8 protein-coding genes are annotated in these 5,959 nt (G+C 64.3%); all 8 read left to right on the top strand.

From position 1 onward, the window contains the following. The coding region (locus tag IVB47_RS04215) for a flagellar hook-basal body complex protein (protein WP_247460038.1) at nt 1–561 on the top strand (561 nt) is incomplete at its 5' end. Nucleotides 562–598: 37 nt separating this feature from the next. Continuing rightward, entirely contained in the window at nt 599–1,051 is a 453-nt protein-coding gene (gene flgA / locus IVB47_RS04220) for a flagellar basal body P-ring formation chaperone FlgA (RefSeq protein ID WP_247287745.1), read from the top strand. Then, nucleotides 1,048–2,178 carry a flagellar basal body P-ring protein FlgI gene (flgI, locus tag IVB47_RS04225; RefSeq protein WP_247460040.1) on the top strand — a complete coding sequence of 377 codons (1,131 nt, stop codon included), beginning with the start codon at nt 1,048–1,050 and terminating at the stop codon, nt 2,176–2,178. Before flgA ends, flgI begins: the two co-directional genes overlap by 4 nt. Nucleotides 2,179–2,242: 64 nt before the next feature. Further along, nucleotides 2,243–3,001, top strand: a complete 759-nt coding sequence (locus IVB47_RS04230) for a MotE family protein (RefSeq protein ID WP_247460042.1) — start codon at nt 2,243–2,245, stop codon at nt 2,999–3,001. Continuing rightward, a complete protein-coding gene (gene flgH, locus IVB47_RS04235; RefSeq protein WP_247460044.1) occupies nt 3,002–3,697 on the top strand; it encodes a flagellar basal body L-ring protein FlgH in 696 nt (231 codons plus the stop codon). 42 nt (nt 3,698–3,739) lie between these two features. Then, complete coding sequence (locus tag IVB47_RS04240) at nt 3,740–4,183, top strand: flagellar basal body-associated FliL family protein (RefSeq protein ID WP_247460045.1); 444 nt, start codon at nt 3,740–3,742, stop codon at nt 4,181–4,183. Continuing rightward, on the top strand, nt 4,180–4,920 hold the full coding sequence (gene fliP / locus IVB47_RS04245; RefSeq protein WP_007595877.1) for a flagellar type III secretion system pore protein FliP: 741 nt from the start codon (nt 4,180–4,182) through the stop codon (nt 4,918–4,920). Before IVB47_RS04240 ends, fliP begins: the two co-directional genes overlap by 4 nt. Before the next feature lie 264 nt (nt 4,921–5,184). Then, nucleotides 5,185–5,959 (top strand): flagellin (locus IVB47_RS04250; protein WP_247460047.1); only part of this gene is annotated, 775 nt, incomplete at its 3' end.

Consider the following 5,959-nt stretch of genomic DNA (forward strand, 5'->3'; position numbering starts at 1 on the left):
ATCCGCAAGCTGCACATCCAGGGCGCGCTCACGCAGACCGGCAATCCCTACGACATGGCGATCAACGGCCGCGGCTGGTTTCAGGTGCTCGGCCCGAATAACGAGGTGCAGTATACCCGCGCGGGCTCGTTCAACACCAACGCCAACAGCCAGCTCGTCACGACCGACGGCTATCTGCTGGATCCCGCAATCACGGTGCCGCAGGGAACGGTTCAGGTCACGGTCAACCAGACCGGACAGGTGTTTGCCAAGCTGGATACGGAAGTGAACCCGAGGCAAATCGGCCAGCTCAATCTCGCCAATTTCGCCAACGAGGCCGGCCTCGAACCGCTGGGCAGCAATCTCTACCGCGAGACCACGGCGTCCGGCACGCCGGTCGTCGGGTTGCCCGGCGATTCCGGCTACGGCAAGATCAACCAGCAATATCTCGAAGCCTCGAACGTCGACCCGGTCAAGGAAATCACCGAGTTGATCTCCGCCCAGCGCGCCTACGAAATGAATGCCAAGGTCATCCAGGCCTCGGATGAAATGGCCCAGACGGTCTCGAAGGGCATGCGCTAGTTCCGGTGTATCCATGTTGAACAGGATGGGCTCGATCATGCGTGGGTTGGCCGCCGTGCTGCTGGTTCTCGTCTTCGCGCGAGTCGCGGCGGCCGAGGAGAAGCGGCTTCCCGTGCCGGCCGTCTCGATCCGCGCCGGCGAGCTGATCCGGGACGACATGATCACCGAGCGCGCCTTTGCGCCGAACGTGCTCGGCGTCGCCGTTTTCATCGAAGGACGCCAGGTCCTGGTCGGCCGCATGGCGCGCCGCGCGCTGCTCCCCGGCCAGCCGATCCCGACCAACTCGGTGGAGGATCCCTGGACGGTCGCCCGCGGCGCGATGGTCAAGGTCGTGGTCGAGGACAGCGGCCTGTCGATCGTGACCTACGGCGCAGCGATGCAGTCGGGCGCGCCCGGCGCGCTCATCCCGATACGAAACACCGATACGGGCGTGATCATCAGGGGCGTCGTCCAGCCGGACGGCACCGTCAAGGTCGTGGACGGATCATGACTAAGGTCCTGCTTGCGCTCGTCCTGCTCGTTTCCGCCGCCAGCGCCCAGGCCGCCGTCCGCATCAAGGACATCGCGGACATCAAGGGATTGCGCGAAAACCAGATCGTCGGCTACGGCCTCGTCATCGGCCTGAACGGCACCGGCGACACGCTCCGCAATGCGCCGTTCACGGAGCAGTCCCTGCAATCGATGCTCGAGAACATGGGCATCAATGTCCGGAACGAGACCACCAGCACCAATAATCCGCCGCGTCCGACGACGCTGCGCACGCGCAATGTCGCGGCCGTGATGGTGACCGCGGACCTGCAGCCCTCGATCGGTGCGGGCGAGCGCATGGACGTGACCGTGTCGTCGCTCGGCGATGCGACCTCGCTGCTCGGCGGCACCTTGGTGATGACGTCGCTGCGCGCGGCGGACGGCGCCGTCTATGCGGTGGCGCAAGGCGCGGTCACGGTCGCCGGCTATAGCGTCGGAGGCCAGGCCCAGAACGTCAGCCAGGGCACGCCAACCGCGGGCCGCATCCCGAACGGCGCGCTGGTCGAGCGCGAGGTGCAGGGTAGTCTCCATGAAATGGAGTATCTTGTGCTGGAGCTCAAGAACCCTGACTTCGTCACCGCAACGCGAATCCTCGACGGCATCAATCGCTACGCGGGCGGACGTTACCGCGCGCAGATCGCCTTCGAGCGCGACTACCGCACCATCGTGCTGTCGAAGCCGCGCCACATCGGCCCGGTCCGCTTTCTCGCCGAAATCGGCGAGCTGACGGTCGAGCCGGACACGCCGGCGCGGGTGGTGATCAACGAGCGTACCGGCACGGTGGTGATCGGACGCGACGTACGGATATCGACCGTTGCCGTGACGCACGGCAATCTGACGGTCCGCGTCACCGAGCTTCCCGTGGTGTCGCAACCGGCGCCCTTCTCGAAAGGGCAGACGGTGGTCGTGCCCCAGACCGTGGTCGAGGCCAACGAGGCCGGATCGCAGGTGGCGATCCTGAGCGGCGTCGATCTCCAGCGTCTGGTGCGCGGGCTGAACCAGATCGGCCTGAAACCATCCGGCATCATCGCGATCCTCCAGGCGATCAAGACGGCCGGCGCCCTCCAGGCGGATGTCATCGTGCAATGACGCGCAAGCGCCGTGCAAGCTTGGTCGCTCAATGCTCTCTCGACCGAGAATCGCACGCGGACCGATGTTGAAGCTGGATCATAAAGCCAAACTCCTCCTCCTGGTCGCGGCCTCCGCGCTCGCGAGCGCTTCGCCCGTTCTGGCGCTGGATGAGGCCAAGCCGTCGAAGCCGCTCAACCTGCTGTCCTTCGCGCGCGCCCGCGCGCCTGGCCCGCAGAAGCCGATCTCATCGATCCCGAGCGACAATGCGTCGATGCGGGCGACGGCGTGGGCAGCCGAAGATTCGGGACCCGCGACCACGGGTGCCGTGCCGGCCTCCGAGAAGCCCGCGCCAGCACCCACAGCCGCGCCGCGACCCGCCAAGCCCGGTAGCGTCACGGCGCCGCCGAAGCCGGTGCCGCCCCAGGCCGCTGCAACCGCGGACAACGAAGTCGCTCTGTTCTGCAGCAATGTCGCCGACCCCGCGGTCGATGCAAGGCTGGCCTGGCAGCTCAAGGAGCTGGAGAAGGCCGAGAACCAGCTCCGTGAGCGGATCGCCGAGGTCGAGGCCAAACGCGCCGAATATGAGAAGTGGATGGCGTTGCGCGACGACTTCCTGAAGAAGGCCGAAGCGAGCGTCGTCGAGATCTACTCGCGCATGAAGCCGGACGCCGCCGCAACCCAGATCGCCGGGATGGCGGACGAGACGGCTGCGGCCGTGCTCGCAAAGCTCAGCCCGAGGAGCTCGAGCGCAATCTTCAACGAGATGGAGACGGGGCGCGCGGCGCACCTCGCCGATCTGCTCGGCGGGATGGGTCGCGTGGATGACGGAAAGACCAAATAGATGAAGAATCTGATCCTCATCCTGTCGCTGTTGTCGCTTGCGGGATGCGTCACTGATCCGGCCGAGGTCCTGACTGGCCCGCGATTGTCGCCGGTCGGGAGCGGCCTGAGGACGCAGGCCGATCCGATTCCCGTGACGCCCCGCGTGCACTCGCCCGTCAGCTATCGCTCGACCTGGGACGACGGCACCGACCTCTACCGCGATCCTCGCGCCCGGCGCGTCGGCGACGTCGTGACGGTGATCATCTCGATGCAGGACAAGGCCAAGCTCGACAACAAGACTGGTCGCTCGCGCGATTCGCAGATCAAGTTCGGCCTCGACTGGCTGATGGACGTCGCGGGATGGCAGGACAAGGGCTCGACGAGCGCCAACCTCAACACCAACACCCAGATCAAGGGCAACGGCCAGATCGACCGCGCAGAGGATATCAAACTGTCGATCGCAGCCATCGTAACCGACGTGTTGCCGAACGGAAATATGATGATCAGCGGCTCGCAGGAGTTCAAGGTCAACACGGAAATGCGCGTGCTCAACGTCGGCGGTATCGTGCGTCCACGCGATATCTCGCGAACCAACACGATCTCCTACGAGAAGATCGCCGAAGCGCGCGTGGCCTACGGCGGTCGCGGAAATCTCTCTGACGTGCAGCAGCCTGGATGGGGACATCGGATCTATGACGCCGTGGCACCGTTCTGAGATGCGCGACCGTCGGGCCGCGTCACGAGGGCAGGGGGCAGCATGCGCCTGATCGCGGCCATCGTGGTGCTGACCCTGATCGCGATCGGCGCGGGTGCGCTTGCCGGCCTGCATCTGTTTGCGGCCGCCGAGCGCGTCGCCGATGCGAAGAAAACCGCCACGCCGCCGCCTCTTGCCTCGAGCTACGCCGGCAGCGCGCGGCTCAGGAAGCTGTCGCCGATCGTGACCAATCTCGGCGCGCCGGCCAACAACTGGGCCCGCATCGAAGCCTCCATGGTGACCGACAGCATGAGCGACGAGGATGCCGGCATCCTGGCGGCCCATATCAGCGAGGACATCGTCACCTATCTGCGGTCGGCGACGGTGGCGCAGTTCGAGGGATCGCGCGGGCTTCAGCACCTGCGCGACGACATGACCGAACGCGCCAATATCCGCTCCTCGGGCAAGATCCGCGAATTGATCATTGAGACGTTGGTGATTCAGTGAAACTGAGAGTCCTGCTGCTTGCGTTGCTCCTGGTCGTGCTGCCCGAAGTGGCGCTGGCCCAGATTCCGGACCTCAATTCGCTGCTGCCGCCGGGCAACGGCTCGACCAGCGGCCGGATCATCCAGCTGATGGCGGTGATCACGGTGCTGTCCGTGGCGCCGGGACTGCTCATCATGGTAACGAGCTTCACGCGGTTTGCGGTGGCGCTGTCGTTCCTGCGCGCCGGTCTCGGACTTCAGACCACGCCGGCCAATCTGGTGCTGATCAGCCTCGCGCTGTTCATGACCTTCTACGTGATGGCGCCGACCTTCGACCGCGCCTGGGAAACCGGCATCCAGCCGCTGATGAAGAACGAGATCTCGGAGGAAGAGGCCTATCTGAAGATCACCGATCCGTTCCGCGAATTCATGCTGGCCCATGTTCGCGACAAGGATCTGCAGACCTTCGAATCGCTGGCCGCGGAGAGCTTCCGCAGGAAGTTCGACGACAAGCGCGTCGACATGCGCGTCATCATTCCGGCCTTCATGATTTCCGAGCTCAGGCGTTCGTTCGAGATCGGATTTCTCATCATCCTGCCGTTCCTCGTCATCGACATGATCGTGGCGACGCTGACCATGTCGATGGGCATGATGATGATGCCGCCGACAATCCTCGCATTGCCGTTCAAGATGCTGTTCTTCGTGCTGATCGACGGCTGGAATCTGCTTGCCTCCGGGCTGGTGCGCTCATTCTCGTAACGGCAATGAGCGCCAGGCGGACGGTTATGGTTAGCGATAAGTACCGGACTATGGTTAGCAATAGGTGCTGTTAACCATCTGATTTTACAGCGCAATTCAAGCCGATCTTAATCCGCGCGCAAGATTCGGCGTGCTAGCAATGCGTCACGGCGGGTTGGACCCCACCCACATCAGTCCAAAGGCATGATGCCGCCCCTCCGTACCGGTGAAAGCCCGGTATGTCCCCTCGTGAAAATGTAACGCGTACATAAAGGGACATTCGCAATGTCAAGCCTGCTTACGAACTCGACCGCCATGACCGCACTCCAGACCTTGCGGTCTGTGAGCTCGCAGCTCTCCACCACGCAAACCCGCATCTCCACCGGCCAGCGCGTCTCGACCGCTTCGGACAACGCTGCCTACTGGTCGATCGCGACCTCGATGCGCGCCGACAACGCCGCGCTCTCGGCGGTCTCCGACTCGCTCGGTTTGTCGGCTGCGACCGTCGACACCGAATATACCGCTCTGACCTCGGTTATCGGCGACAAGGACTCCGGCCTGACCAAGCTCCAGGCCCTGCTGGTCGAAGCCAAGACCGCCGGTATCGACCGCAGCAAGATCCAGGCAGACGTCACCCAGATCCAGCAGCAGATGAAGGCGACAGCCAGTGCGGCGACCTTCAACGGCATCAACTGGCTGAGCACGACCGCCACCACGCCGACGACCTTCAACCTGGTGTCGTCGTACTCGCGTGTCGGCGGTACGCCCACCATCGGCTCCATCACCGTGACGACCGCAAACTACTCGCTCTACACCTCGACGCAGACCGGCATTCTCGACACGGCCGGTTCGACCGCTCCGTCGATCAACACGATGAGCATCTCCGTGCTGACCGACTCGGCGGCTGACCAGACCACGCTCGATGGCTACATCGCGCAGGTCACCGCCGGGATCAACTCGGTGGCGTCGGCCGCCGCCAATCTCGGTGCCGTCAAGAACCGGCTCTCGACCAACACGGACTTCGTGAAGTCGCTGATGGACTCCGTGGACCGCGGTATCG

Source organism: Bradyrhizobium sp. 62 (assembly GCF_023073035.1).
In the GTDB taxonomy this organism is placed as follows: domain Bacteria; phylum Pseudomonadota; class Alphaproteobacteria; order Rhizobiales; family Xanthobacteraceae; genus Bradyrhizobium.